Here is a 26,168-nt window from a genome sequence, read left to right as displayed (position 1 = left end):
ATCAGTCTACGTTAAATATAAGGATTTAAACTATTGCTGATTAATCCATAAAAATAATATGTTGATATGCTCCTAAATCCGGGCTATCAACCCTAGTTTTACCTAAAATATCATAAGGAACCAGTGTCGAAAATTCAATCGAACCATGGCCATTTGCATCACTTTCTTCACCAATTTGAAGTTGGTTTTCCGTTGGATTTTTGAAATTGGGATTTAAGTTTAAAAAGATGTTTTCGTAGAAATCGGTATTGCCAAAGTCATGCCACGGGTCTGAGAATACATTATTTGGGTCATCAAACTTTATTAAACAAGCAGAAAATTTTACATCAAAGGAACTAGAGCTTTTGGGGTCCAAAATTAATTCTGGGTTATCATTGCCATAAATAATACAGTTTTTAAAGCGTGTAGAGTTTAAATCGTTGGTAATTATATTTTCATCCTCATCCGCAAAATAGTTGTTCAAATAAACGGCTGGAAACTGTCTGAAACTATCAGACCAATAATTTGCAAATGTACAATGCGTAAAATCGTAATGTCCGCCAACCAATCCAGCAAACGAGGATTGACCTGATTTGTTGATTACAAGATTTTCCCCTTTTATGGAGGTAGCTCGGCCCAGTAACCCGAAGTAAGCAGAATTATATATTTGGCTATTAGCGATATTTAATTTGAAGTCTTCAGATTGGTTACCCTCAACCAATAATCCGATTCCACCATTTTTTATTGTGGTGTAATTGATTTGATTGTTGGTGCTGCCATTAAAAAGCCAAATTGTACCCCATTGACCGGGAGTATTTGCAAATTCAGGTTCTAAACGATCTCCTTCAAAAATTACTTCGTTCTCGAGTTGGACTTGGTCTATACTCAAGGCCCCATTAATCCATAATGATGCACCTTTAGTAATAATCAATCCAGAGTTTGCGTGAAAATGAATACGCGATCCTGCATCAATCTCCAGGGTTTTTCCATTACCGACAGCCGCATAACCATAAATAACATATGGTTTATCATTAGTAAAATGTAATTCATTGTCATTGAGGAACCTACCCTGGACTTCCGTTTCATCATCAATACCATCTCCATCAACATCAAAAGTCAAAGTTTCTACAATGGAATTACCAGTTGAAGGGTCAAGTGATTTATTTGGATATATAAAGTAGGCGTCTTTTACTAAGGTAACCAGTTCTACTTTTTGAAAATCACTCGAATGATGAAATTCAATTTGATCTGTGTACAAAAACTCTTTTGGATTATTAGCTTCGTTTTGAATATCAATTGTTGTTTCCACAAAAATGTATAAACTATCTTTCGCCAACAATTCAACATTGTCGAATGATTTTCCTGCCATTCCATCCACATTTAACCTATAGTTTGAAGATTGCCCCCTTGCTAAGGATATATTAGGAATAACAACATCTTTATTTGAAGAGTTGTAAACTTTTAAATTGTAAGTGCTCGATCCAATATTGGAAAAAACAGTATCCAAATAGATTGTATCACGAGAAAATCTTAGGCCTCCCGTGCTAGTTTCAAATTCGAGGTCATCCCTACAAGAACTCCAAAACATTAGAATAAAAAGTAGAAAGATAGAGGAGAGGATGTTTTTCATAGAATGGAGATACACCTAATTATAAGGTAAAAATATAACTTTAATAGAAATGATTGCGAAATAGTCCTAGCTTGTTATAAACCTAAATTCAATTTTTATTCTCTTGGAGGAGAGTCTTTTTAAATTGTTTGGCTGAGGAATAAATTGAGTCGATAAAAACTAAGCGATTCTCCTTGTGTAATAGTTCATTATTATAATTCTTTGAAATACAATAATCGGTGAATAAGCCAAAGTAAGCTTCCGGTATATCAAAACCCTCCTTAAGATTTTTATAATTTAGGATCTTGTCATTTGAAAGGAGACTGTCTAATTGTTGGTAGGTAATGATCTTTATTTCATCGGCTTTATACTTGTTCTTTGATAATAATTTACCAAAAAGTTTTGCTAAGTATAAAAAATCTACACCTTGGTTCGCATATGTGTTATAAAGATGTGGATTATTTTTCATATCTAGTGCTAATTGTTGTCCCATCCCTGTCGTGTTATTTTCTGAATTGAATTTCTTATTTCTACGATCAAGAATCATAGCTTGTTCCAGTTCATTTACCTTCTTTTTTAATTCAATTACGATTGGCTGTCCAATTAAATCCTCGCTTATTATTATTTTCTGTGAAACATGAAAAAGAGAGGTTACAAATAAGGTGTCATTAAGGCTAGCAGAAAACACAAATTCCCCAAGGTCGTTGGTATAGGTTAATTGGTTAGTTGTTAGATTTTGAAGTTTTGCACCGTTAATTGTTGTTTCTTCGTCATAAATGATTCCATTTATTGTTTGGGCAATTCCAATATTAGATAGTAGGAAAATAATAGCGGCAGGAAATTTTATATTCATTTGAAGATTGGTTGGTGAAATAAATTAACATCATTTATTAACTGTTAATTCATTAATTAGCAACCTTTAACAGCTGAATTAAGAAAGTTTAACTAAAAAGATCTACAATGAGATTTGGGATTCGATTTGGCCTAAGGTTGCTTCTTGAAATTAGGCACCACTGAGTTTCACTTTTACAGATAAGGATGTCTTCCTTTTTATAAAATTCAACCACTCTGTGAGAGATGACACCTTCTGATTTTTCAACATAAGTCTTAGCTGTCACAACATCACCTAAAACCGCTTGTCCTTTATAGTGGATATGATGGTCAATTAATACCCAAAAATACTGTTCATTAAGTTCCTTATTGGACTGTCGTACCCAATGTGCGGCAGCCATATCTTGTACCCATTGAACGTATTGAACATTATTAACGTGATTTAAACTGTCTAAGTGTTCCTTCGTAACCTTGATTTCCTGTTCAAATACGTTCATTTAATTAATTGTCTATTAATCGTATTTCAAAGAGTTTGTCCCAACGCTTTCCTGTAACAAAAAATGTATTTCTAACAGGGTGGTATGCAATACCATTAAGAACGTCTAATTTGGGATGTTGACTCACCTTTTCTTTTAAGGATGAACAATCGATAACTGCTTCGACCGCACCGTTAGTTGGATCAATTACCGCAACACCATTCCTTTGGTAAATATTGGCGTAAATTTTCCCTTTTACCCACTCCAGTTCATTTAAACTTTCAATCCTACCTTTATTGGTGTAAACTTCAATTTTACCTTCTTCCTTTAAATTTACTGGATTGAGATTCCAAATATTATCGGTGCCATCAGATTTGTATAGCATTTTACCGTCGTTGCATAGTCCCCATCCTTCTTTACTGGTGTGGTAGGTGAACGATTGGATTCTGTCGAATGTACTAATGTCGTATACATAACCGATATTAGAACGCCATGTCAACTGATAAATTTTGTTATTTAAAATCGTTAATCCCTCACCAAATTTTGAATCATCCAATTTAATTTCTTTGTAAACCTCACCAGTTTCAAAATTTAGTTTACGCAATTTAGACTCACCATATTGTCCTGTGCTTTCGTACAAAGTGTCCTGATGGAATTCTAGGCCTTGAGTATAGGAAGTTATATCGTGAGGATACACATTAACCACTTCAAATGATGGAATCCTGGGGGATTTATTATTTAAAATGGTAATGGAACTTTCTAAAGTTTCGGACGATTCGTCTGAATTTACAATTGCCTTTATTTGATTTTGTCCTAAACGAACATTTTCTAAAACGTAATTAGGGCTAATTTTCTCTTCATTGAGAAAGTAAGTAATATCAGAAGGACTTTTATCCTTTAATACCTGGACATTCAATTTCAGTGTGTCACCAAGTTGGAAGGTATTTTTTGTTCCATTGGTGCTTAATCTGAAATACTTGGTATTATCGGTTCCGCCGCAATTTATGAAAATAGCGCAAATAGTAATGATAAAAAATTTGTGCGAGGGCATGGCAATATTCAATTTTTGGCCAAGGTATTTATTTAAATTCAGTTTGAAAAATCATTGGTAAACTATTAAAAGATTGTATCTTTGCACCCGGCAAGTCCTACACAACCAGCTCCTGCTGAATCCTCCAGGGCGGGAACGCAGCAAAGGTAAGCGGTCGTAGCGGTGTGATGTAGGTAGCTTGCCTTTTTTTATGCCCTATTTTTAGGTAATTTGAAGATACCGAGACTGAAAATTCTAAAACTTTCCTATATTTTAGATAATGTTAGCATCATGGATAAAGTTATTTTAATTACTGGAGCGTCATCAGGCATTGGTAAAACGATGGCCATATATTTAACCACAAAAGGTTATAAGGTATATGGGAGTAGTCGTACACCAGAAAAACATGGAACTGAGGTGTTTCCTCTTTTAAGAATGGACGTAAATGATGTTGCCTCCATTTATAATTGTATTGATGAAGTTTTAAAGAAGGAGGGAAGAATTGATGTTCTTGTCAATAATGCAGGTGCAGGAATAACTGGACCTATTGAGGAAATTCCGGATGAGGAAATCAGAAGGAATTTCAATACTAATTTTTTTGGTCCCTTAAATGTTATGAAATCCGTTTTGCCGTCTATGCGAAAGAATAATGGTGGAACCATAATTAATATTACTTCCTTGGCAGGTTATATGGGATTGCCATATAGGGGTATTTATAGCGCCAATAAAGGTGCTTTAGAAATTATAACTGAATCCTTGAGCATGGAATTAAAAGATTTTAATATCAATGTTGTAAGTCTTGCTCCTGGAGATTTTGCTACCAACATCGCTGCTGGTAGATATCATGCACCGGTTTTAAAAAATTCTCCTTATGAATTGCCTTATGGAAATATACTAAAGTCTATAAATGAACATGTCGATGATGGTGAAGACCCTATTTTAGTTGCCCGTCAAATTGAAAAGATAATTACCTCGGAAAAACCAAACATTCATTATAAAGTAGGCTCTTTTTTACAAAAGTTTTCCATAGTACTGAAGCGCATCCTTCCAGATCGAATATACGAAAGGATGTTATTAAACCATTACAAGTTATAAATGAATATATTTTAAAAAATTACGAGTAATAGTGCCTAATAATTGTAATTTTGCACAGTTAATTTTCCAATCACAAATCAAATTATTAAGAAATGAAGTTTTTTATTGATACCGCTAATTTAGATCAGATACGTGAAGCCCAAGATATGGGAATTTTGGATGGTGTTACAACCAACCCATCCCTAATGGCAAAGGAAGGTATAACCGGTACCGATAATATCATGAAACATTATGTGAACATTTGTAAAATTGTTGATGGTGATGTTTCTGCTGAGGTTATTGCAACCGATTTTGAGGGAATGATAAGGGAAGGAGAAGCCTTGGCCGATTTACATGAACAAATTGTTGTGAAATTGCCAATGATTAAGGATGGCGTAAAAGCATGTAAATACTTCACTGATAAAGGTGTAAAAACTAATGTAACTTTGGTTTTTTCTCCAGGACAGGCGTTATTGGCTGCTAAAGCTGGAGCCACTTATGTTTCTCCATTTCTAGGAAGATTAGATGATATTTCAACAGATGGGTTACATCTTATCTCTGAAATAAGACATATTTATGATAACTACGATTTCGAAACACAAATTTTAGCTGCTTCAATTAGACATACAATGCATGTGATAGATTGTGCAAAGTTAGGAGCAGATGTAATGACGGGTCCACTAAGTTCAATTACTGGATTATTAAGTCATCCACTTACCGACATAGGTTTAGAGAAATTTTTGGCGGATTATAAAAAGGGTAATAACTAATTAATTTTAGTTAGTCGTTCTAAAACTGTCGCTAATTCTTTCGAATAAAGTCTTAGGTTAGAATTTAAAATTTTCCCTTTTTTATTTACCAAAATAATTTTGTTTAGACCCGCATCCAAGGTTAGATTGCCTTTTATAGGATCTTTAAATTTCATTTCGGTTAAATGCTTTATGGGCCAATTTTTCATTTGACTTTGCCAATGATTTAGGGGTTCTCTGCTATAATCGATTGAAACTATATTAAGTCCAGGATATTGTTCTTTTATTTCAGAGGCTTTGTCATGGTTACCGATACCTTGACTTTTAAAATCTACATACCAAAAATAGATCAATGTAATTTTATCTCTAGTTAGATCATGTAAATTTACACTGTCCCCATTTAAATTATATAATTCAACATTAGGAAGGAGATTACCAGGTTTAAGTGCGGCTTTGGCATCTACTAATTGTTTCACTAAATCCTTTACAGTCTGATCCTCAGAGCTTAAAGCAAAATATTTATTGGCAATGGAAATATTTTTGAGGTCATCATCAACATTCCGGATATAATCTACTGCCTTTTTTTGAAGTATGTAATTTTTAATATTCTTGTGATCAATTATGCTATCAATGAGTTCCAATTGCCTTAAATTGTATGAAAGTGATTTTTGGTCAAAAACAATATGATTGTGCTCGTTTTGATAAATTTCTTCAAGGGAGGCATTCATAAAATAATCTTCCAAATACGATAAATAATACCTAACCTCACTCAATTTTTCATCGTTAAAGTTGATTGAATCACGATAGGCATAAAAATCTGAGGGAAGATCTTGGTAATGGGTTAGTGCCCTTGATCCATAATGTCCAAAAGGATAATATTCTTTGTGTTTATAAAATGAAAAATCAATATTGGCCTTTGCAATCTCATAGAAACCTTCAGTCTGTGGCTTGTCTGTAACAAAAGATTTTAAATCTTCAATTTCTTCCTTTCTAATGGAATCTATAAATCTTAAATAATCTTCAGGTTCCATTTTGGAGGACTGCCGTAAGGATCTCAGCATATTTTCATGATCCATATAAAGCTTCAATAAATAATTATTCTTTTTAGAACCGTTACCGCTGAAAACCAGAGATTCATCAAAATCGTTTGTATTCAACCTAAACCATATACTGTCATTTGGGTCTAAATAAACATTCTGAAATTCATTGCCATGATCAAAAGAATAAAGACCTGGGGGAAGATTCTCAAAAGTGTGAAAAAATTTATTGTTAGCATCTAACCTAAAAGTGTCCTTGACTTTATAATTAGAATTAAGCAATTGGTAAAACAGCACATAATCGGTTTTGGGATTGATTATCTGGCCGCCGAAATAAGTCTTTGAGACTTCCTTTTCGGAAAAATTACAAGAATAAAATATCAGGACTGCTAAGAATCCGGTCCAGAATTTCATCATAATTAGGTACGGGTCAACTACTATTTTACTGTGGCAAATGTAGACTTCATGCCCCTTTCAAGCTGTTAATACGCTGTTAAAACTTGTTGTGTGCATACCTTAATTTCTTATCACCGTTAGAATTTTCTACTTTTGCAAAAATTTTAAAAGAACGCTATGTTATCGGTATCTAATCTATCAGTTCAATTCGGGAAAAGAATTCTTTTTGATGAAGTGAACACCACCTTCACCAAAGGCAACTGCTATGGCATTATTGGGGCCAATGGTGCTGGTAAGTCCACCTTCCTTAAAATTCTTTCCAAGAAAATGGACCCTACTTCAGGACATGTTCATTTGGAGCCGGGCAAGCGTATGTCTGTTTTAGAACAGAACCATAATCTATATGACGATCATACTGTTCTCGAAACTGTGATAATGGGTAATACCCATCTACATGAAATTAAGACCGAATTAGATGCATTGTATGCAGATTATTCAGATGAAAATGCTGATAAGATTGGAGAGCTACAAGTGCAGTTTGAGGAAATGAATGGATGGAATGCCGATAGCGATGCAGCGGCACTACTTTCTAATTTAGGTATTACCGAGGATTTGCATTACATGCAAATGGCAGATCTAGATGGTAAGCAAAAGGTTAGGGTGTTATTGGCCCAAGCTTTATTTGGTAATCCAGATGTCCTAATTATGGATGAACCTACCAACGATTTAGATTATGAAACTATTACTTGGTTGGAAAATTTCTTGGCTAATTATGATAACTGCGTTATAGTTGTATCGCACGATCGACATTTTTTAGATGCGGTTTGTACACATATATCAGATATTGATTTTGGAAAGATTAATCATTATTCCGGAAACTACACTTTTTGGTATGAAAGTTCGCAACTCGCTGCAAGACAAAGAGCGCAACAAAACAAAAAAGCAGAGGAAAAGAAAAAGGAGTTGGAAGAGTTTATCCGACGTTTTTCTGCTAATGTGGCAAAATCCAAACAAGCTACAAGTAGGAAGAAAATGATTGAAAAGCTCAATATTTCAGATATTAAACCAAGTAGCAGAAGATACCCTGCAATTATTTTTGAAAGAGAGAGAGAGGCAGGTGATCAAATATTGAATATAGAAAACCTTTCCTCAACATTAGATGGTGAAATTCTTTTTCAAAACATTCATCTTAATCTCAACAAAGGGGAAAAGGTTGTAGTGTATTCTAAAGATAGTCGTGCAACAACAGCTTTTTATGAAATTATAAATGGCAAGCTCAAAGCCGATTCTGGTAAATTTGAATGGGGAATTACAACCACACAATCTTATTTGCCGCTAGATAACAGCCAATTCTTTGAAAATCAATTATCCCTTGTGGATTGGTTACGTCAATGGGCAAAAACCGAAGAGGAGCGTGAAGAGGTTTATATTCGTGGTTTTCTAGGAAAAATGCTTTTTAGTGGTGATGAAGCTTTGAAAAAATCGAATGTGCTTTCGGGAGGAGAAAAAGTTCGATGTATGCTAAGTAGAATGATGATGTTAAGGGCTAACGTATTAATGTTGGACGAGCCTACCAATCATCTCGATTTAGAGAGTATTACGGCATTCAATAATTCGCTTAAAAATTTCAAGGGTACAGTAATGTTAACTACCCACGACCATGAATTCGCCCAAACAGTAGGAAATCGAATTATTGAACTAACTCCTTCTGGGGTGATAGACCGTTACATGACTTTCGATGAATATATGAATGATCCTAAAATACGTGAACATCGTGACAAGATGTACGCGGTGGGAGTTTAAAATTCTGATTTTCAGGAAACTTCGGTATCTTTTTTAATTTCTTCCACGATAGGTTTGGCTGTTTCTAGTTCACTTTGGTGTACATAAATCTCCTGAAAACCTTGGATGGAAGAACCAAAACCTGCTAATCGACCAGATTCAGATTCGTCTTTTACTATACCTTCGATACCGGCCTCTTTAAGACGCTCCAGTACCAATTGTGAAATGATAAAACTTCCGGAAAAAACTTTTATAAATTCGGTATGATCCATGATCTAATATTTAAAGTTAAGTTACGAAATTTCTATTGACAAATTTTAATTGGTTTTTTATAAACGTTAAAATTTAGCAAAATTGTTTCTTATGTTTAATTTTTTTGTAATTTAGTTAAACAAATTTGTTTCCACTAAACAAAGAGAAATTCTCTCGTTCCTCATGGAATTGATTGATAGGTTGGTTAGATTACAGTGAAAAAAAAGTCTCGTTCCCATCGAGACTTTTTTATTTGATTCATTTATTAAACTATAGCTTGAATCCATTCAATAATCGTAGAAATAAGATGGATTAAAATTAATTTTGCCTTTAAGATATAATTTATAAATCCATATTTCAAATGTGTAATTCCTCTCAGTTTTTTGATGCCTTAAAGCAAGGCAATTCCGAATTGGTAGACGATATATTGCAGCAGAATCCAGAATACATAAATCTCAAGGATCAAAGAGGTTCAACTCCCTTAATTTTAGCAACCTATTTTAATTTTCCTGATGTACTGGATGTTTTGCTCAAGCATGGGGCTAATGTTAATAATACGGATGCTGCGGGAAATACCGCATTAATGGGCGTGGCATTTAAAGGGAATATAGATGTTGCAAAAAAATTAATTTATAATGGCGCAGATCTAAATCCAAAAAACTCAATAGGTTTTACAGCTCTTATTTTTGCAGCCTCATTTAATCAAGTCGAAATGACGAAATTTTTGGTTGATAATGGAGCCAAAAAGAATTTGGTTGATGCAAAGGGTATGACGGCAAAAGATTACGCCCTATCTAAAGGATTTAAAGAAATAGTGAACTTAGTTTCATAAAAAAAGCTACCAAAATGGTAGCTTTTTTTGTTCACAACAGTACATTTGGGTCGAAATGTCGTTGGATTTAAATTTGAATTAGCCATTAACCTCTTAGGGTTCGAACAAAAATAACGGTTTTAAGTAATTAAAATTGTAGCCCATTATTCCATTCTTTTATTCATTTATAGAATTTCCTTATAGACTAAAAATTAACCCCCTCTATTTTACATATTTAAAATATCAATTGGTTTAAATTGACGAATTCTCAATTTAGGCAACTTTAGATCCAAATGAATTTGTCACTTGTTTAATTTTTATTCTAAATGCAGCAAAGGTTAATGTCATAAATGGGCTTAACCAGTTAAAAATTGCATAAATAAAATAATCAGCAACACTAACCCCCAATACTCCGCTTTGATATGCTCCACAGGTATTCCATGGGACTAGGGTTGAAGTTACAGTACCCGAATCCTCCAATGTTCTACTGAGATTAACAGGTGCCAACCCTTTGTCATCATATGCTTTTTTAAACATTTTGCCGGGCACTACAATCGCTAAATATTGATCAGAGGCTGTTGCATTAAGTGCTAAACAACTAGCTACGGTACTTGCGAAAAGTCCAAATGTTGAAGAAGCTAAGCTTAGTAATGCCTTGCTAATTCTTGCTAAAGCACCGATTGCGTCCATAACACCGCCAAAAACCATGGCGCAAATAATTAGCCAAATTGTACCAAGCATTCCTTCCATTCCGGAAGAACTAAATAAATCATTTAATTCGGCACTGCTGGTTTCGACTGAACCGCCAACAGTAATGGCATCCATGATTCCTTTGTATGCTGAATTAAAGGTTAAAGCTTCCTCTCCTGAAATACTAGTTACAATTTCAGGCTGTGCGATAAGAGCTGCGACCCCCCCTAACAAAGTTCCTATCAAAAGAGCTATAAGGGGAGAAGTTTTTTTAATAATCATTAAAATAACTGCTATAGGTACTAAAAATAGCCATGGTGAAATATTAAAAGAACCATCAATTGCTGCTAATTTATCCGAGATATTGGCTGTACCCTGCACATCTAAATTTAAACCGATAATTATAAAAACGATTAATGTAACCGCTATAGTTGGAACTGTAGTTAAAGACATATATCTAATATGTTCAAATAGTCCGGCTCCTGCCATAGCAGGGGCTAAATTAGTCGTATCGCTTAAAGGAGACATCTTATCCCCGAAATAAGCTCCAGATAGTACAGCCCCAGCCGTCATGCCGGCAGATATCCCTAGTGTATTACCTATACCTATTAATGCAATACCGACAGTTGCAGAAGTGGTCCAGCTACTTCCGGTTGCAATAGAAATAATGGCACAAATAACAACGCAGGCTGCCAAAAATATAGTTGGATTTAAAATTTGTAAGCCATAATAAATCATCGAAGGAATGATTCCGCTTATCAACCAAGTTCCGGCTAGAGCCCCAACCATTAATAAGATTAATATGGCGCCAGAAGTGGACTTTATATTTTCTGCCACTTCTTCAAGCATTTGCTCATAAGAAACTTTATTAAAAAAGCCAACAATTGCAGCAACCGCCGCACCTAACAATAAAATAAATTGGTTACTGCCTCCCAAGGCATCATCGCCGTAAACGAAGAAAACATTATAAAATAACATTGCAATTAGAGCAAATACTGGGATCAGAGCTTCCCAAATATTTAATTCTTTATTCTCTACAATGTGTTCGTCTTCAGGATGTCTTGGTTTGATGTCTTGGCTTTCCATCTAAGCGGTTTAAATGTTTAGAATTGTAATGTTACAATTTTACACAGGCTTGTGCAAATGAAAGACTTCAGTGCTTTCACTATACCGGGATAACCAATTGAAAATCAAATTATATTTATAAAGAATTTACCGGTTCAAGAATATTCAAATCTAGCATGCATTTTTTCATTGTTTTGTATGTGCGTTCAATATCAGCATCCAAGCCAATTGAAAAGCGTATTAATCCATCACTCAGTCCCATTGATTTTTGTTCCTCTAAGGGTATTTCAGAAGAAGTAGAGGTGCCGGGCGCACTAAATAATGTTTTGTAAAAACCGAGACTTACGGCTAGGTATCCTAGGTTGCGTTCTTGCATGAGTTCCATAAGCTCATTTGCCTTTTCAATAGATCCGACATCGATTGTTAACATGCCTCCAAAACCATATTCTGTATTCATTAAAGATTTGAATAAATCGTGTGATGGGTGACTTTTCAATCCTGGATAAACTGTCTTTAAACCTAAAGATTCAAATTTTTCTGCCAAGTATGAGGCATTTTTGCTGTGCTGTATCATTCTGATGTGTAGAGTCCTTAAATTTTTCAAAACCGAAGCGGACCTCAAACTATCCATTGTGGATCCAAGTAGCATGCATGCACCGTCATTAACATTTCTTAATTCATCAATAAACTCTCTTGTGCCACAGATGACCCCAGCAACTGTATCTGAAGTACCATTAATAAATTTAGTTAGGCTGTGTATGATAACATCTGCCCCAAAATTTCCAGGGTTAATGGAAAGGGGTGAAAAAGTGTTGTCTACCATTAATTTAAGGCCACTATTTTTTGAAATTGATGAAAGGCTTCTCAAATCAGCAACTTCTAATAATGGATTACTAACAGATTCACAATAAATTAATTTGGTTTTGTCAGTTATGGCATGTTCAACTGCATTCAAGTCGGTTATATCTACAAATGTTGTCTTTACTCCAAATTTCGGAAGGAAATTTTTGAGGTAAGCATAGGTTCCCCCATAAATGGTTCTACTGCACACCAGATGATCACCTTGTTGGCAAATTTGCATTATTGCTGCGGTGATGGCCCCCATTCCGGAGGCAGTTACTGTGGCGGCTTCAGTACCTTCCATTGCAGCTAAAGCTTTACCCAGATATAAATTTGAAGGGGAAGAATGTCTTGAGTATAGATAACAACCGTCGGCATTTCCTTCGAAAGTATCGAACATTGTTTTTGCTGATAAAAAGGTATAGGTTGATGAATCGGATATTGAAGGGTTAACTCCTCCGAATTCTCCAAAATATTGTAAATCTTGAATGTTATTGGCTGCTTTATTTGATTTCATAATGGAATTATTTTACACAAATTTCCATAAATTAAGAATTAAAAACAATCATATACATTATATATAGAATAATATTCTAATAATATGATATTTATTAAAAAAATATTTTTTTGATATGCTTTAAAGATTGTAAATTGAGAAAAATTTTAGGTATGGACGCTTTGGATTTTAAGCTTTTGAATGAACTTCAAAGAAATGCTAAACAAACTAACAAACAGCTTTCCTTAAAATTAGGGCTTTCAATCACAGCAGTTTTTGAAAGGATTCGAAAGCTAGAAAACGATGGCGTTTTAAAGAAATATGTAGCTCTTCTAGATCCCCAGTCGGTGAATAGGGATTTTGTAGTTTTTTGTCAGATAAAGTTGCTGCAGCATTCCCAGAATAATGTTGTAACTTTTGAAAATGAAATTTCTAAACTCCCTGAGGTGCTCGAGTGCTATCATACGAGTGGAAATTATGACTATTTGTTAAAAGTCTTGGTAAAAGATATGCATGAGTTTCGTGCCTTTATGATTAACAAACTAACCGCTATTAATCATATAGCGAGCACACATAGTTCTTTCGTTATAAATGAGGTTAAACAAAGTACAGTTATTCCATTGTAGAGATGAATTCTAAACTCTATAAACTTGCCGAATTTATCATTATTTTTCTCCTTATACCTATCAGTTTTGCATTTTCTTACCCATTCTGGCTTAAAATAAGTATTGGTGTAATCGGTTTTCTCTACGTTTGTTTTATTCTTTTTCGCATTGAAAAAATTAAGATTAAATTATCTCCCAGGGTAAGGTGGTTTTTATTCTTTAAGGAAACCATTATTAAATTAGGGGTTATAATTCCCATTACCGTACTCTATGTATATCTTATCGGCCCCAACTTATTGTTCGATTTGGCACTTAATAATACTTTGAGTCTATTACTGATTTTAAGTTTATACGCAATCTTTTCGGCCTACCCTCAAGAAATTTTATTTAGAACATTTTTCTTTAATCGTTATGAACGATATTTTAAGGATTCAAATTATATGATTCTTATTAACGCAATATTATTCTCACTTGCTCATTTACTTTTTAAAAACTTTTTGGTTTTATTAGTCACATTTATTGGTGGTGTTTTATTTGCTCTTACCTATAAAAAATACCGCTCAACTTTTTTGGTCGCAGTAGAACATATATTTTATGGCGGTTGGGTAATCATCGTAGGGCTCGGAAAATTGATGGGCTTTTCAGTATAGAAAATCTTTCGAAAGCTGCTCGATAGGTGGAAATTGGTCTTGTCCTACCAATAAACATTCGTATTTTTGCGTGTAATTTTTAAGGCCCAATTGCGGGTGAAATTTAAATTTAGAATACTTCATTTATGAAATCATATGATGTAGCCGTTATTGGCTCAGGACCTGGTGGTTATGTTGCAGCAATTAGATGCTCACAACTTGGTATGAAAACTGCCATAATAGAGAAATACAATACACTTGGGGGAACTTGTTTGAATGTGGGATGTATTCCTAGTAAAGCATTATTAGACTCTTCACACCATTATGAAGATGCTGTTCGTCATTTTGATGAGCATGGTATTGAAATCCCTGGTGAGGTAAAGGTGAATCTTGAAAAGATGATTGCACGGAAACAAGCTGTTGTTGATCAAACAACCTCTGGTATCGATTTCTTGATGAATAAAAATAAAATTGATGTTTACCGAGGTGTAGGTTCTTTTAAAGATGCAACTCATATTATTATCAATGGAGAGGAGAAGGAAGAAATTGAAGCTAAAAAGGTAATAATAGCCACTGGTAGTAAGCCATCTAGCTTACCTTTTATCAAAATAGATAAGGAACGCATAATTACTTCCACGGAAGCCTTGAATCTAAAGGAGATACCTAAACATTTATTGGTAATTGGTGGAGGTGTAATTGGTCTAGAATTAGGGCAGGTATATAAAAGATTGGGTTCTGACGTTACAGTTGTTGAATACATGGATCGTATTATTCCAACTATGGATGCAGGACTTTCTAAAGAATTAACCAAGGTTCTTAAAAAACAGAAGTTTGCTCTTAATGTATCACATAAAGTAAAATCTGTTGATCGCAAGGGTGATGAAGTAGTTGTAAAGGCAGATAACAAGAAAGGAGAAGAGGTTGAATTTAAGGGGGACTATTGCCTAGTTTCTGTTGGAAGACGTCCATATACAGATGGATTAAATGTTGAAGCAGCTGGTGTGAAATTAGACGATAGAGGCCGAATTGAAGTAAATAGTCACCTCCAAACATCTGCCTCTAATATTTATGCGATTGGTGATGTTGTAAAGGGAGCAATGTTAGCACATAAAGCCTCCGAAGAAGGTGTTTTGGTTGCAGAAATCATAGCGGGACAAAAGCCTCATATAGATTATAATTTAATCCCTGGGGTAGTTTATACCTGGCCAGAGGTTGCTTTTGTCGGACAAACTGAAGAACAGCTTAAGGAAAAAGGCATTGTTTTTAAAACAGGCCAATTCCCGATGCGTGCGTTGGGAAGAAGTAGAGCCAGTATGGATTTGGATGGATTCATCAAGATATTGGCAGACGAAAAAACTGATGAAATTTTAGGAGTGCATATGATTGGTGCAAGAGCAGCAGATTTGATTGCCGAGGCTGTGGTAGCTATGGAATATAGGGCTAGTGCAGAAGATATTGCGCGCATGTCACATGCCCACCCAACATTTGCTGAGGCTATTAAGGAAGCCGCATTAGCGGCGACCGAAGATAGAGCGCTTCATATCTAACCCAACATATCAAAAGGTGGAAGCTTCAATTGGGGTATCTGCAAATGCAAAGGCCTCCTTTAATTGAGCTTCCACTTTTTCTTTCTCTTGTATTTTTCCCAAATGTTCGTAGGCATTTTTAAGACCTACTAATGCCCAACCGTTTTTTGGATAAATTGCAAGGTCCTCATTGTAGGTTTTAATCGCTTCTTTAAACTTACTGGCTTTAAGTTGAATGGCTCCCAAATGATGTCTTACTGAAAAAAACCAATCTGGAGGTTCGTTGTAATTTAAGGTGTCTTCCATTGAAATAGCTTCCATAAATAAGGATATACTTTCTTCAAATTTTCCTCCACTTGCCAAAATTTCAGCTTTCAATACCTTTTTGGAAATGTTCACAAGATCAGACACATTATTTATTTCCCATACTGTTATATCCTTTAGTTCTGCCAACCCTGAGATAGAATCTATGTCAGCTAATTTCTTTTCCGCCATTTCCAAATTACCTGTTTTGAGGTATGCCATTCCTTCCGCATAAGATTTTATGGCTAATGGATATGGCAAATTATAACTGGGCATGTCCATTTTTAGAATAGAATCCCATTGACCGAATTTTACTGCAACATAATAAGGAATTGTATAATAATGTTGGAGAGTACCCCAGCGAGGGTCTTGCATGATTGTTGGATGAACATGATCAGAAACTTTCTTTGCGCCAAGTATGGCATATTTTTTATTTCCTTCTAAGGTCGCTGTTGCCGCCATAAAGTGATAATTGTGTGGATAATAGGCAAGAGGGTAGGCTCCTTGGGCATGACAAAGGGTTACATAGGTACTATCTGCTTTAACAGCTGCAATATTAGATACAGTTCCCTTATGGTATTCGCCTGTTCTTATGTAGGTATGGGAAGGCATGTGGAGTAAATGACCAGAGCCTGGAACTAAGCCATCGTCAAAAACTTTAGCCGACTCATTGGCCAATTCGGGTTCATTGGAAGCTTCTGTGGCATGTATATAAAAATGATGTGCCCCGGGATGATTTGGATTCATTGTGATTAATCTTTCCAAAAGTTCAACAATTTCTGGTGTCCATTCCTTAGCTAATCCATCTTTGTCATACAAATCCCAAGGATGTAAATTCATAATCGATTCAGCATATAACGTACTAATCTCCGAATCATCTGGGTATTGGTTAAATAAATCTTTCATGGCCTTAGAATAATTAACGTCTAAATACATTCTATCTTCAGGAGGTTCGGCCACATACCTCACGGCTAAGGCATTTATAAATTCCTGCTCTTTTTTGGTTGCATTTTTACCTAAAGATTTCGCTTTTTGAATTGCTTCATAGGCACGTTCATAATTGTCTTCTTCCATCCCGGCATTATAATTAGGTCCTAGAACATAGGCGTAACCGAAAAAACACATTGAACATTCAGGGTCTAATTTTGTGGCATAATAAAAAGAACGTGCTGCTTCTGCATGATTAAAGCCATACGCCAACGCCAAACCTTGATTAAAATATGCCTGGGCTAAAGTATCATTGGTGGTGATGGGATATTCGATAACGTCCATACCATCTAATAATGGCGCCTTATTATCAATTTTATACCACTCGGCATCGGTAACCGCTGGAACACAACCTAGCGAGGGTTCAGGAGGGGTTTCAATTGTTGGTTGGCTTTCCTTTTCATTAGATTTACAAGAAATAAGGATAATTGCCAAAAAGGCGAATAGGGGATATAATTTCATAAGGCTGTTAGATTGAAGTATTAAAGTTATAAAAAATCCTAACTAGTACTCATTAGTAGGTTGAAATTCAATTTTTTAAAGGAATTTTTAAATGATTGTATTCGGGTCGTCTAAAAATCTTCTTCTTCAAATGATATAATCTTAATACTTTTAAATCATTCAATTTTCAACCTTGAGAATAAGTAAAACTTTTAAAATTGAGCAGCCTGAAACAATAAAGCAAAAGTTGCTCTATTGGGGAGCCGGGGATGATTTTTGTGTTTTGTTAGATTCCAACCAATACCAGCAACCTTATAGTAGTTATGAAGCAATATTGGCTGTTGGGGCAAACACCATATTTAGCGGTGACTTTAAGGAGGCTTTTAATAAGCTAAGAAATTTCAGGAAAGAGGTTAATGACTTCATTATAGGATATTTAGGTTATGATCTGAAAAATGATATTGAAAATTTGGTTTCTGATAATTATGATGGACTTAATTTCCCCGATATCTTTTTTTTCCAACCAAAGAAATTGATTTTCCTTTCGAAGGAACAAATAGAATTTCAATATTTAACCGTCCATGATACAGATATAACCCATGATTTTAATTCAATTTTACAAACTGTCATACCCAGCTTTTGCTTAGATGAGCAGATTAAAATAAAATTACGCATTCATAAAGATTCATATCTTCAAAAGGTTGAAAGCATGTTGGCGCATATTCATAGAGGTGATATTTACGAGGCTAATTTTTGTCAGGAATTTTACTCAGATGGGGTAGAATTAGATGCTGTTCATGCTTATTTTTCATTAAATGATATTTCAAAAACACCATTCGCTTCTTTTTTAAAAGTAAAAGACAAATTCGTAATATCGGCTTCCCCTGAACGCTATCTTAAGAAAATTGGTGAAAAAGTAATTTCTCAGCCAATTAAGGGTACTGCTCCTCGATCTGCTAACGAAAATGAGGATATCCAACTACAGATGAATTTAAAAACAAACCCTAAAGAATTGAGCGAAAATATAATGATTGTAGATTTGGTTAGGAATGATTTAGCTCATACGGCTATAAAAGGAACGGTTCAGGTAGAAGAATTATGTGAAGTTTATTCCTTTAAGCAGGTTCATCAGTTAATTTCTACTGTCACATCTAAAGTTCCCAATACTATAGATCCAATAGATATTATTGAATCCACCTTCCCTATGGGAAGTATGACCGGTGCACCAAAAATTTCTGCTATGAAAATTATTGAAGAATTGGAAGAGACAAAGAGGGGAGTTTATTCTGGGGCTATCGGTTATATCAAAGCCGATGGAGATTTAGATTTTAATGTGGTAATACGAAGTATTCTCTATAATAAAAACAATAAATACTTGTCATTTTCGGTAGGTAGTGCAATAACTGCGGCTAGTGATCCCTTTAAGGAATATGAAGAGTGCTTGGTGAAGGCTAAGGCAATGAGGGCGATCTTAGAAAAATAAATTGGTCTTCTTTTAAAATATTAAGAAATGGTATATTTAGGAATGCTAGAAACATTCCATTCACATATAAAAAACCGTTTCCCTTTTATTCTGGAATCAAGATGTTTAGTGACTGTTTCTGGAGGTGTTGATAGCATAACCCTTACCCATTTGTGTACAAAAATTGGACTCGATGTTTCCTTGGCACATTGCAATTTTTGTCTCCGTGGAAAAGAAAGTGATGTTGATGAAGATTTCGTAAATCGTTTTGGTGATCAATTAGGATTAGAAGTCTTCTCCCAAAGGTTTGATACTAAGGGGTATGCTAGCGAAAATAAACTCTCAACCCAGGTGGCTGCTAGAAATTTGCGTTATAATTGGTTTCAAGAATTGGCGAATCAGTTACAATTCGATTATATATTAACCGCTCACCATGCAGACGATAGCCTTGAAACCTTTTTAATCAATTTTTCAAGAGGAACAGGCCTGGAAGGACTTACAGGCATTCCTGAGATTAACGAAAATATTGTGCGTCCATTATTAGCTTTTAGCCGTGAAGATATTGAAGTGTATGCTATTGAAAACCATTTAAAATGGAGGGATGATAGTAGTAATGCAGAAACAAAATATCTGCGTAATAAACTGCGTCACGATGTCATTCCAACCTTAAAAAGCATCAACTCAAATCTTCTGAAAAACTTCCTTACAACCCAACGGCAATTGTTAGAAATAAGGGAAATTGTAGAGGACAGAATGAATGATGTTTCGGAATCGGTTATAGAAGAAATCGACGATTCAAAAATTGTATATAATATCCCTAAGTTGGAAGAATTAAATAATCCTAAAGCCTACCTCTACCAATTATTGAAGGAATATGGTTTTACATCATGGAATGATATAGAAAACCTTCTAACAAGTCAACCAGGCAAACAGGTGTTTTCTTCAGATTACCGCTTATTAAAGGATAGGGAAACCCTAATCTTAATGAGACAAGGTGCCAATGAAACGGAAGATACTATAAGTGTTGAATCTTTAGATCCAGTAGCTTTTGGAGAGGGAAAATTGATGTTTGCAGAAGTTGAAAATTGGGAAGAATTAGATGAGCCCATCATATTTATTGATGTTGATAAAATTCAGTTACCTCTTACATTAAGAAAATGGCAGGACGGTGATTTTTTCTATCCTATTGGAATGAGGGGTAAGAAAAAGGTAAGTAAGTTCCTTAAGGATGAAAAATGGCCTTTAATTAAAAAAGAAGGATTGTGGATATTATGCTCTGGTGATGACGTGGTTTGGCTGGTTGGAGATAGGATGGACGATCGTTTTAAGATAACCGATCAAACGAAACGAATACTTAAGATTCAATTGATTCAAAATAAGTAAGATGATAATAAAAGGTGTCATAGTGGATATTCTGAATCGCCGTCAATTTAAAGGAGCCATTGAGATTCTTGGTGAAAAGATTTCCAAAATCTATGAAGAAGACCATGATGAAAAAGGTTTTATAGTTCCTGGATTTATAGACGCTCATGTTCATATAGAAAGCTCAATGTTGGTTCCTTCACAATTTGCAAAAATTGCCGTGACACACGGTACCGTTGCAACAGTATCGGATCCACATGAAATTGCCAACGTTTTAGGGGTGGAAGGTGTAAAATACATGATTGAGGATGGTAAAAAGGTTCCCTTAAAGTTTTTTTTCGGTGCTCCTTCTTGCGTTCCGGCCACTACCTTTGAAACTGCTGGCGCAACTATAAATTCTGATGGTATAAAGGAATTGTTGTCACACAAGGATATTTACTACCTGGCTGAAATGATGAATTATCCTGGAGTGATTTTTAAAGATGAGGATATCCATAAGAAACTTCAATACGCTAAAGAATTTAATAAAAAAATTGACGGCCATGCACCTAGTGTTACAGGAGAAGATCTTAAGGCATATATAGAGGCTGGAATTAGCACAGATCACGAATGTTTTACCACCCAAGAAGCTTTAGAAAAACTGAGCTTAGGTATGAAAATTTTGATCAGGGAGGGAAGCGCGGCAAAAAATTTTAATGCCTTGTCAGCATTAATTGATGATTATTATGACCATCTCATGTTCTGTAGCGATGATAAACATCCTGATGATTTGCTAGAGGGTCACATTAATCAATTATGTGCTAGATCGGTTGCCCAAGGTGAAGATATTTATAAGGTCTTACAAATGGCTTGTATAAATCCTGTTGATCATTATAATTTGAATGTAGGAAAATTGCAATTGGGTGATAGTGCCGATTTTGTTGTTTTAGAAGATTTGAAGACATTTAAAACTGTAAAAACTTATATAGAAGGTGAATTAGTTTTTGAAAATAATCGCATCAATTTTACCTCCGACCATCCTACGATTATAAACAATTTTAGTTGTTCCTATAAACAGCCTAGAGATTTTGATACTCTGGCCTATAATTCAAATTCTAAGGTTATCGTTGCAAAAGATGGTGAATTGATAACAACAACGGACGTATTTTCGTTACCTCGTAATGGTCATTCGCTAGAATGTGATTTGGAGAATGATATACTCAAAATCGCTGTCATTAATCGGTATAAAGATGCACCAATCTCTACTGGTTTTATTAAGAATTTCGGATTGAAAAAAGGAGCAATTGCCTCTTCAGTGGCTCATGATTCGCATAATATCATTGTGGTTGGCGCGAACCCTGATGATATGTGTGAGGCAGTTAATGCTATTATTTCTGAAAAGGGTGGGATAGCAGTGGCTGAAAAAGGGAAAATAGATTTGCTTCCATTGCCAATAGGAGGCATAATGAGTGATAAGCCTTGTAAGGAAGTGGCGAAAAAATATAGCCAATTAGATAAGCTAGCTAAAAACTTGGGTAGTAAATTAACTTCTCCATTTATGACTTTATCCTTTATGGGATTACTGGTAATCCCCTCATTAAAATTAAGTGATTTAGGTTTGTTTGATGGAGAAAAATTTGAATTTACACCACTTCATCATCCATAATGCCAATAATTCAAAGTTCGTATAAACCCCCATTTTATATGCGAAATGGGTATGTTGCAACAATTTACTCCGGAATAATAAGGAGGGTGAAATTGAAATCCAATAAACTAAAACGACAGCGCCTAGCATTGTCAGATGGTGATTTCATCGATTTAGATTGGGCATTTGCCAAAAAAGAATCAACCAAGTTAGTGGTTATTCTCCATGGTTTAGAAGGTGATTCTAAAAGGTCTTATGTTTTAGGTGCATCGAATAAGTTTTATGAACATGGTTATGACGTAGTCAGGGTTAATTTTCGAGGTTGCTCGGGAGAACCAAACATAAAATATTCTTCATATCATAGCGGTGCTACCTCCGATCTTCATGAAGTTTTGGAAATGATAAATTCCCAATATTCATATGAGGCCATTTATTTAAATGGGTTCAGTTTAGGCGGTAATGTTATTCTGAAATATTTAGGAGAAAGGTCTGATATTCACGCAGCAATAAAGGCAGCATCGGTAATATCAGTTCCTTGTTATTTGGCTGGTTCTGCTAAGGAAATAGTTAAGTTTAAAAATTTCCCTTATGCAGTAAATTTTAAATACTACTTATTGAAAAAACTAAGGCAAAAACAACTGCAATTTCCCGATAAAATAAGTGTGAAGGAAATTAATAAAATAAGAAATCTTATCGATTTCGACCATGCTTACACCTCAAAGGCACATGGTTTTGAAGATGCCTTTCATTATTATGAACAAAGTAGTTCCTTAAATTTTCTAGGGAATATCGATAGACCGACCCTTTTAATAAATGCGCTCAACGATAGTTTTCTATCCCATGAATGTTACCCAGTAAAAGACGCAAAAGAAAACCCTAATTTGTTTTTAGAAATGCCAAATTATGGTGGCCATGTCGGTTTTTATGGTAAGAGGAATTATTATACAGAAATTAGAAGCGCAGATTTTTTTTCCAAATATTGATGTTATCTAATGAGATCTTTTGGAAACTCTTCTATCACAATATCCCAGACCGCTGGAAGGAGAAAGTAAACGAATAAAGAAAGAAGGAAAATTGAAATAACATTCATTATAAATCCCTTTCTTGCCATGTCGGGTATTTTTAAATAACCAGAACCAAAAACTACGGCATTAGGAGGTGTTGCAACCGGAAGCATAAATGCGCAACTTGCAGCAACCGCTACTGCAGTCATCAATGCAAATGGGTGCATGTCTATTGACAATGCCATAGGAGCAAGTACAGGTAATAACATAGCGGTTGTGGCCAAGTTAGAAGTGATTTCGGTTAAGAAATTTACTGAAGCTACAATAATTAATATGATAAGGAAGGTTGACAAACCTGATAAACCTGCCATTTTTTCGCCAATAAATAATGCCAATCCACTTTCTTCAAATCCATTAGCTAAAGTCATTCCACCTCCAAAAAGCAATATAATTCCCCATGGGAGTTTAACCGCTTCATTCCATTTCATAAGTGCCCCTCTTTGGTTTTTGCTCGGTAGAATAAAAAGAATTAGAGAAAATAATATGGCAATTATTGTGTCGTCCAATGCTGGAAACATCTTTTGAAGAAGAAACGAACGGCTAATCCAGCTAAAAGCGGCTAGTCCGAAAACAATCCCTACAACCTTTTCTTCATAGCTCACCTGTCCTAGGCTCCTTAATTGCGATTTTATTTCTTCTTTTCCTCCAGGGAAGGCATTTTGTTTAAAACTAAAAGCAAATCGGGTTATATACACCCAGCAAATTGCTAAAAGAATACACGAAATTGGAAAGCCAAACATAAACCATTGGGTAAATGTTATTTCATATCCATACAGTTCATTTACAACACCAGCTAATACTAAGTTAGGAGGTGTGCCAATTAAAGTTGCAATCCCACCAATGGAGGCGCTGTAGGCAATTGCAAGCATTAAGGCTTTCCCGAAAATTTTATTCTCATTGGCTATTGTATTAGGGTTGTCCTTCAGCTGATCTATGATAGCCATTCCAATAGGAAGCATCATTACGGAGGTAGCAGTATTAGAAATCCACATTGATAAAAAGGCAGTTGCGAGCATAAATCCTAAAATGATCTTTCTAACATTCGTTCCTACGAAATTGATGATATTTAATGCGATTCGCTTATGTAGCTGCCATTTTTCTATGGCCAAGGCTATTATAAATCCTCCTAAATAAAGAAATACATACTTATGGCCATATGCCGGGGTGGTTTCGGCTAAACTCATGCCGCCAGTTAATGGAAATAAAACAATTGGTAGTAAAGCCGTCGCGGCAATAGGGATTGCTTCTGTAACCCACCAAATGGCTATCCAAATAGCAGAGGCTAAAACCGATCTTCCCTGATCGCTTAAGCCATCTGGATGAAAAAACAGTTGAATGAGAATAAAGGCAAGTGGACCGAGTATTAAACCGAATAGTTTGTTTCGTTTCATATAATAAGAACTACTGCCAATTTAACATAATTAATTATTTATTGCTCCATCGCGTTTTGTTTTTTAAAACCTGTTGGCTTTCATTACATTAGTGCAAATTTATCCCCATGCTAAAGAAAGTCTACGGAAGCGCTGTATTTGGCGTTGAAGCTACTACTGTTACGGTCGAAGTAAATATTGATAATGGAATTGGTTACCATTTGGTAGGTCTTCCGGATAATGCCATTAAAGAAAGCAATTATAGAATTGCAGCCGCATTACAGAATAATGGCTATAAAATCCCTGGAAAAAAAATAATAATAAACATGTCGCCAGCCGATCTTCGTAAAGAGGGTAGTGCTTACGACCTAACCTTGGCGGTTGGTATTTTATCAGCATCTAATCAAATTAAGGCGGATGAAGTAGATAAGTACATAATAATGGGAGAATTGTCATTAGATGGTCAGTTGCAACCCATAAAGGGAGCTTTGCCCATTGCCATTAAAGCTTGGCAAGAGGGGTTCAAAGGATTTATACTCCCTGCCCAAAATGCCCATGAAGCCGCTATTGTTAAAGATTTGGTTATTTATGGTGTTAATAATATTATGGAGGTTCTCGAATTTTTTAATGGTAAAAAATCTATAGAACCAACGGTAATTGATACGCGAACCGAATATTTCAAAAATATTGAATTCCCAGAGCATGATTTTGCAGATGTTAAAGGGCAGGAAGGCATTAAAAGGTGTATGGAAATTGCTGCTGCTGGCGGTCATAATATCATTTTGATTGGACCGCCAGGAGCGGGAAAAACCATGTTGGCAAAACGATTACCCAGTATTTTACCACCAATGACCTTGCATGAAGCCCTTGAAACCACTAAAATACATTCGGTTGTGGGGAAAGTTAAACAGCATACCGGTTTAATGGCACAGAGGCCTTTTAGAAGCCCACACCATACAATTTCAGACGTAGCATTAGTTGGGGGCGGAACATTTCCTCAACCGGGGGAAATTTCATTGGCGCACAATGGTGTGTTGTTTTTGGATGAACTGCCCGAATTTAAACGCACCGTATTGGAGGTTATGCGGCAGCCATTGGAGGACCGTGAAGTAACAATATCTCGAGCAAAATTTACCGTAACCTATCCTTCTTCATTTATGCTTGTGGCTAGTATGAATCCCAGTCCTGGAGGTTATTTTAATGATCCTAAAGCCCCAGTAATGTCTTCACCTGCAGAAATGCAACGGTACCTTTCAAAAATATCAGGACCTTTATTGGATAGAATTGATATCCATATAGAAGTCACACCTGTACCTTTTGAAAAACTTTCTGAAGATAGGCCTGCAGAGAGTTCCAGAGAAATTAGAAATAGGGTAATGTCTGCCCGTGAATTGCAGACTACACGTTTTTCTAACCTAGATAATATCCATTACAATGCCCAAATGTCTTCCAAACAGATAAAGGAATTTTGTGTTTTGAACCATGAATCTCGCGAATTGTTGAAAAATGCAATGGATAGACTCAATCTTTCGGCAAGGGCATATGACCGTATTTTAAAGGTTTCACGTACCATTGCGGACCTTGAAGGTTCTGAAACTGTTGAAAGCCATCACATTGGCGAGGCTATTCAATATAGGAGTTTGGATAGAGAAGGATGGTTGGGTTAAACCTGAAAATT

22 protein-coding genes and 1 other RNA gene are annotated in these 26,168 nt (G+C 35.3%); 13 read left to right on the top strand and 10 right to left on the bottom strand.

All coding sequences use genetic code 11. The features are described from left to right. Positions 1 to 40 precede the first annotated feature (40 nt). The 4 genes from ISU00_RS17400 to ISU00_RS17385 all read right to left on the bottom strand — a co-directional run bounded on the left by ISU00_RS17400 (position 41) and on the right by ISU00_RS17385 (position 3,946). Positions 41 to 1,609, bottom strand: coding sequence for a hypothetical protein (locus ISU00_RS17400; RefSeq protein ID WP_228851944.1), 1,569 nt, complete (start codon positions 1,607 to 1,609; stop codon positions 41 to 43). A gap of 88 nt (positions 1,610 to 1,697) precedes the next feature. Next, on the bottom strand, positions 1,698 to 2,441 hold the full coding sequence (locus ISU00_RS17395; protein WP_228851943.1) for a hypothetical protein: 744 nt from the start codon (positions 2,439 to 2,441) through the stop codon (positions 1,698 to 1,700). A gap of 88 nt (positions 2,442 to 2,529) precedes the next feature. After that, complete coding sequence (locus ISU00_RS17390) at positions 2,530 to 2,916, bottom strand: acyl-CoA thioesterase (RefSeq protein ID WP_228851942.1); 387 nt, start codon at positions 2,914 to 2,916, stop codon at positions 2,530 to 2,532. A gap of 4 nt (positions 2,917 to 2,920) precedes the next feature. Further along, the gene (locus ISU00_RS17385; RefSeq protein WP_228851941.1) at positions 2,921 to 3,946 is read right to left on the bottom strand and encodes a glutaminyl-peptide cyclotransferase; all 1,026 of its coding nucleotides are present in this window, start codon (positions 3,944 to 3,946) and stop codon (positions 2,921 to 2,923) included. A gap of 88 nt (positions 3,947 to 4,034) precedes the next feature. Between ISU00_RS17385 and ffs the strand changes: the two genes are divergently transcribed. The 3 genes from ffs to fsa all read left to right on the top strand — a co-directional run bounded on the left by ffs (position 4,035) and on the right by fsa (position 5,769). Further along, positions 4,035 to 4,133: signal recognition particle sRNA small type (ffs, locus tag ISU00_RS17380), an RNA gene on the top strand. Between the two features lie 83 nt (positions 4,134 to 4,216). Further along, complete coding sequence (locus ISU00_RS17375) at positions 4,217 to 5,020, top strand: SDR family oxidoreductase (protein WP_228851940.1); 804 nt, start codon at positions 4,217 to 4,219, stop codon at positions 5,018 to 5,020. A 92-nt stretch (positions 5,021 to 5,112) separates the two neighbouring features. Continuing rightward, positions 5,113 to 5,769, top strand: coding sequence for a fructose-6-phosphate aldolase (gene fsa, locus ISU00_RS17370; protein WP_228851939.1), 657 nt, complete (start codon positions 5,113 to 5,115; stop codon positions 5,767 to 5,769). Here fsa and ISU00_RS17365 read toward each other — a convergent pair. Next, on the bottom strand, positions 5,766 to 7,202 hold the full coding sequence (locus ISU00_RS17365) for a TlpA family protein disulfide reductase (RefSeq protein WP_228851938.1): 1,437 nt from the start codon (positions 7,200 to 7,202) through the stop codon (positions 5,766 to 5,768). The genes fsa and ISU00_RS17365 overlap by 4 nt on opposite strands. A gap of 156 nt (positions 7,203 to 7,358) precedes the next feature. On the opposite strand from ISU00_RS17365, the gene ISU00_RS17360 reads away from it, so the two are divergent. Further along, positions 7,359 to 8,984, top strand: a complete 1,626-nt coding sequence (locus ISU00_RS17360) for an ABC-F family ATP-binding cassette domain-containing protein (protein ID WP_228851937.1) — start codon at positions 7,359 to 7,361, stop codon at positions 8,982 to 8,984. An 11-nt stretch (positions 8,985 to 8,995) separates the two neighbouring features. Here the strand turns inward: ISU00_RS17360 and ISU00_RS17355 are convergent, their stop codons facing one another. Next, positions 8,996 to 9,235 carry a putative signal transducing protein gene (locus tag ISU00_RS17355; RefSeq protein ID WP_228851936.1) on the bottom strand — a complete coding sequence of 80 codons (240 nt, stop codon included), beginning with the start codon at positions 9,233 to 9,235 and terminating at the stop codon, positions 8,996 to 8,998. Between the two features lie 341 nt (positions 9,236 to 9,576). Here ISU00_RS17355 and ISU00_RS17350 point away from each other — a divergent pair, with 341 nt between their 5' ends. Then, the gene (locus ISU00_RS17350; RefSeq protein WP_228851935.1) at positions 9,577 to 10,047 is read left to right on the top strand and encodes an ankyrin repeat domain-containing protein; all 471 of its coding nucleotides are present in this window, start codon (positions 9,577 to 9,579) and stop codon (positions 10,045 to 10,047) included. A gap of 252 nt (positions 10,048 to 10,299) precedes the next feature. Here the strand turns inward: ISU00_RS17350 and nhaC are convergent, their stop codons facing one another. Both nhaC and ISU00_RS17340 read right to left on the bottom strand, forming a co-directional pair. Continuing rightward, the gene (gene nhaC / locus ISU00_RS17345) at positions 10,300 to 11,802 is read right to left on the bottom strand and encodes a Na+/H+ antiporter NhaC (RefSeq protein WP_228851934.1); all 1,503 of its coding nucleotides are present in this window, start codon (positions 11,800 to 11,802) and stop codon (positions 10,300 to 10,302) included. Between the two features lie 115 nt (positions 11,803 to 11,917). Further along, entirely contained in the window at positions 11,918 to 13,138 is a 1,221-nt protein-coding gene (locus tag ISU00_RS17340) for an aminotransferase class I/II-fold pyridoxal phosphate-dependent enzyme (protein WP_228851933.1), read from the bottom strand. A 152-nt stretch (positions 13,139 to 13,290) separates the two neighbouring features. Between ISU00_RS17340 and ISU00_RS17335 the strand changes: the two genes are divergently transcribed. The 3 genes from ISU00_RS17335 to lpdA all read left to right on the top strand — a co-directional run bounded on the left by ISU00_RS17335 (position 13,291) and on the right by lpdA (position 15,898). Next, entirely contained in the window at positions 13,291 to 13,743 is a 453-nt protein-coding gene (locus ISU00_RS17335; protein ID WP_228853758.1) for an Lrp/AsnC family transcriptional regulator, read from the top strand. A gap of 2 nt (positions 13,744 to 13,745) precedes the next feature. Next, positions 13,746 to 14,372, top strand: a complete 627-nt coding sequence (locus ISU00_RS17330; RefSeq protein ID WP_228851932.1) for a CPBP family intramembrane glutamic endopeptidase — start codon at positions 13,746 to 13,748, stop codon at positions 14,370 to 14,372. Positions 14,373 to 14,497: 125 nt separating this feature from the next. Further along, positions 14,498 to 15,898: a dihydrolipoyl dehydrogenase gene (lpdA, locus tag ISU00_RS17325; RefSeq protein ID WP_228851931.1), complete on the top strand. Its 1,401-nt coding sequence runs from the start codon at positions 14,498 to 14,500 to the stop codon at positions 15,896 to 15,898. A gap of 9 nt (positions 15,899 to 15,907) precedes the next feature. On the opposite strand, the gene ISU00_RS17320 is transcribed toward lpdA, so the two are convergent. Then, positions 15,908 to 17,629 carry a tetratricopeptide repeat protein gene (locus tag ISU00_RS17320; RefSeq protein WP_228851930.1) on the bottom strand — a complete coding sequence of 574 codons (1,722 nt, stop codon included), beginning with the start codon at positions 17,627 to 17,629 and terminating at the stop codon, positions 15,908 to 15,910. A 172-nt stretch (positions 17,630 to 17,801) separates the two neighbouring features. On the opposite strand from ISU00_RS17320, the gene ISU00_RS17315 reads away from it, so the two are divergent. The 4 genes from ISU00_RS17315 to ISU00_RS17300 are packed head-to-tail and all read left to right on the top strand — an operon-like array spanning position 17,802 to position 23,039. Next, the gene (locus ISU00_RS17315) at positions 17,802 to 19,091 is read left to right on the top strand and encodes an anthranilate synthase component I family protein (RefSeq protein ID WP_228851929.1); all 1,290 of its coding nucleotides are present in this window, start codon (positions 17,802 to 17,804) and stop codon (positions 19,089 to 19,091) included. Positions 19,092 to 19,118: 27 nt separating this feature from the next. Further along, complete coding sequence (tilS, locus tag ISU00_RS17310; RefSeq protein ID WP_228851928.1) at positions 19,119 to 20,453, top strand: tRNA lysidine(34) synthetase TilS; 1,335 nt, start codon at positions 19,119 to 19,121, stop codon at positions 20,451 to 20,453. 1 nt (position 20,454) lies between these two features. Beyond that, positions 20,455 to 22,077 (top strand): adenine deaminase, encoded by a 1,623-nt coding sequence (gene ade, locus ISU00_RS17305; protein ID WP_228851927.1) that lies wholly within the window; start codon positions 20,455 to 20,457, stop codon positions 22,075 to 22,077. Next, a complete protein-coding gene (locus ISU00_RS17300; RefSeq protein ID WP_228851926.1) occupies positions 22,077 to 23,039 on the top strand; it encodes a YheT family hydrolase in 963 nt (320 codons plus the stop codon). The genes ade and ISU00_RS17300 overlap by 1 nt, the downstream gene beginning before the upstream one ends. 2 nt (positions 23,040 to 23,041) lie before the next feature. On the opposite strand, the gene ISU00_RS17295 is transcribed toward ISU00_RS17300, so the two are convergent. Next, positions 23,042 to 24,511 carry an SLC13 family permease gene (locus ISU00_RS17295; RefSeq protein ID WP_228851925.1) on the bottom strand — a complete coding sequence of 490 codons (1,470 nt, stop codon included), beginning with the start codon at positions 24,509 to 24,511 and terminating at the stop codon, positions 23,042 to 23,044. A 107-nt stretch (positions 24,512 to 24,618) separates the two neighbouring features. Between ISU00_RS17295 and ISU00_RS17290 the strand changes: the two genes are divergently transcribed. Then, the gene (locus tag ISU00_RS17290) at positions 24,619 to 26,157 is read left to right on the top strand and encodes a YifB family Mg chelatase-like AAA ATPase (RefSeq protein ID WP_228851924.1); all 1,539 of its coding nucleotides are present in this window, start codon (positions 24,619 to 24,621) and stop codon (positions 26,155 to 26,157) included. The last annotated feature ends 11 nt before the right edge of the window (positions 26,158 to 26,168 follow it).

The organism is Aegicerativicinus sediminis (assembly GCF_015476115.1).
In the GTDB taxonomy this organism is placed as follows: domain Bacteria; phylum Bacteroidota; class Bacteroidia; order Flavobacteriales; family Flavobacteriaceae; genus Aegicerativicinus; species Aegicerativicinus sediminis.
The sequence above is the reverse complement of the archived record's forward strand: the minus strand, read 5'-3'. Positions and strand labels throughout refer to the sequence as shown.